We start from the raw sequence: 1,359 nt of genomic DNA on the forward strand, positions 1-1,359 counted from the left end.
GGGCACCGCCGTGGTCGACGCCGCGGCCGCCGCTCTGGGGTCGGACGTCGCCGAGGCGGTCGGCGAGGTGCGGAGGCTGCGCACGGAATCGGCCGACGCCCCGTGGCGGCACGGCACGTTCTGGACGCCGCAGCGCGTCGTGTGGGCGACGATCGCCGTGCTCGCCGTCCCGCTCGTCACGGTCCTGCTCACGGTGTTCGACGTGGGCCTTCCCGTGGCCCTCACCGCGGCGATCACGACCGGCGCCGCAGTGCTGACGCCCATGCTCCGCTCGGCCGCGAACTTCCGGGAGGCGCAGCGCGTCGAGGTCGAGAAGGCGCTCACGAAGGTCGAGGGGGCGCTCGCGAAGCGGCAGCAGGCGGCAAGCAAGGCGACGACCGACGCGGAGGAGTTGGCCCGGAATGCAGCCAAGGAGCTCAGCGAGGCGACCGCGACCGCCGAGGCCGCGCGGGCCGCCGGCGTCGACGTCGAGCGGATCGCCGCCGGCCTGACCCCGGCGGGCGTGCTGGCCGACCGGCTCGCGGAACGACGGGCGAGCGACGACTACCGCAAGCGGCTCGGCATCGTGTCGACCGTCGCGGACGACCTCGAGAAGCTGTCGAGCCTCATCGCCGACTACAACGCGAGCGTGTTCGCGGGTGAGCACCCGCCCGGCGAGCGACCCGGCGACGTGCCGCCGAACCGGATCGTGCTCTACATCGACGACCTCGACCGCTGCCCGCCGAAGCGGGTGGTCGAGGTGCTCGAGGCGGTCAACCTGCTGCTCGCGTTCCCGCTGTTCGTAGTCGTGGTCGCCGTCGACACGAGGTGGCTCACGAGCGCCCTCGCCGAGGCGATGCCGACGCTCAAGACCGATGGCGGTCCGCTCGGCCACGCGCCCACGCCGACCGACTACGTCGAGAAGATCTTCCAGATCCCGTTCTGGATCGACCCGCTCGACGAGACCGGACGACATCGGCTGCTTCGGGGCCTGCTCATGCCGTCGGTCCGACCGGCCGAAGGCGGCGCCCCGCCACCGCGGCAGGAGGCGCTGCGCGTCGGCGCGGGCGAATTCGACACCGTCGACCGGATGGTCGCGGTTCGCGGTGCCGGCCTCGACCTCGACGCGCGCGACCTGACGATCACTCCGGACGAGTTCTCGTTCATCGAGGGACTGAACCCGCTCCTCACCGGCACGCCCCGCGAGGTCAAGCGCTTCGTCAACGTGTGCAAGCTGCTCCTGGCGATGTCGCCCCCGCTCGAGGGCGGTACCGAGCCCACCACGGAGCGGAAGGCGGCCTGCTTCCTGGCGGCGCTCAGCCAGGCGCGGCCGACCTTCGCGGCCCGGCTGGCGGCGGCCGCGACCGCGGCACCGAGCGC

Annotated in this window: 1 protein-coding gene; it reads left to right on the top strand. The window is 73.2% G+C overall.

Annotated features, from left to right (window positions below; translation table 11 throughout):
* On the top strand, positions 1-1,359 hold a 1,359-nt coding region (locus tag ESO86_RS17045; RefSeq protein WP_207207209.1), incomplete at both ends, for a P-loop NTPase fold protein.

Source organism: Agromyces binzhouensis, from assembly GCF_004135055.1.
Lineage (GTDB): Bacteria > Actinomycetota > Actinomycetes > Actinomycetales > Microbacteriaceae > Agromyces > Agromyces binzhouensis.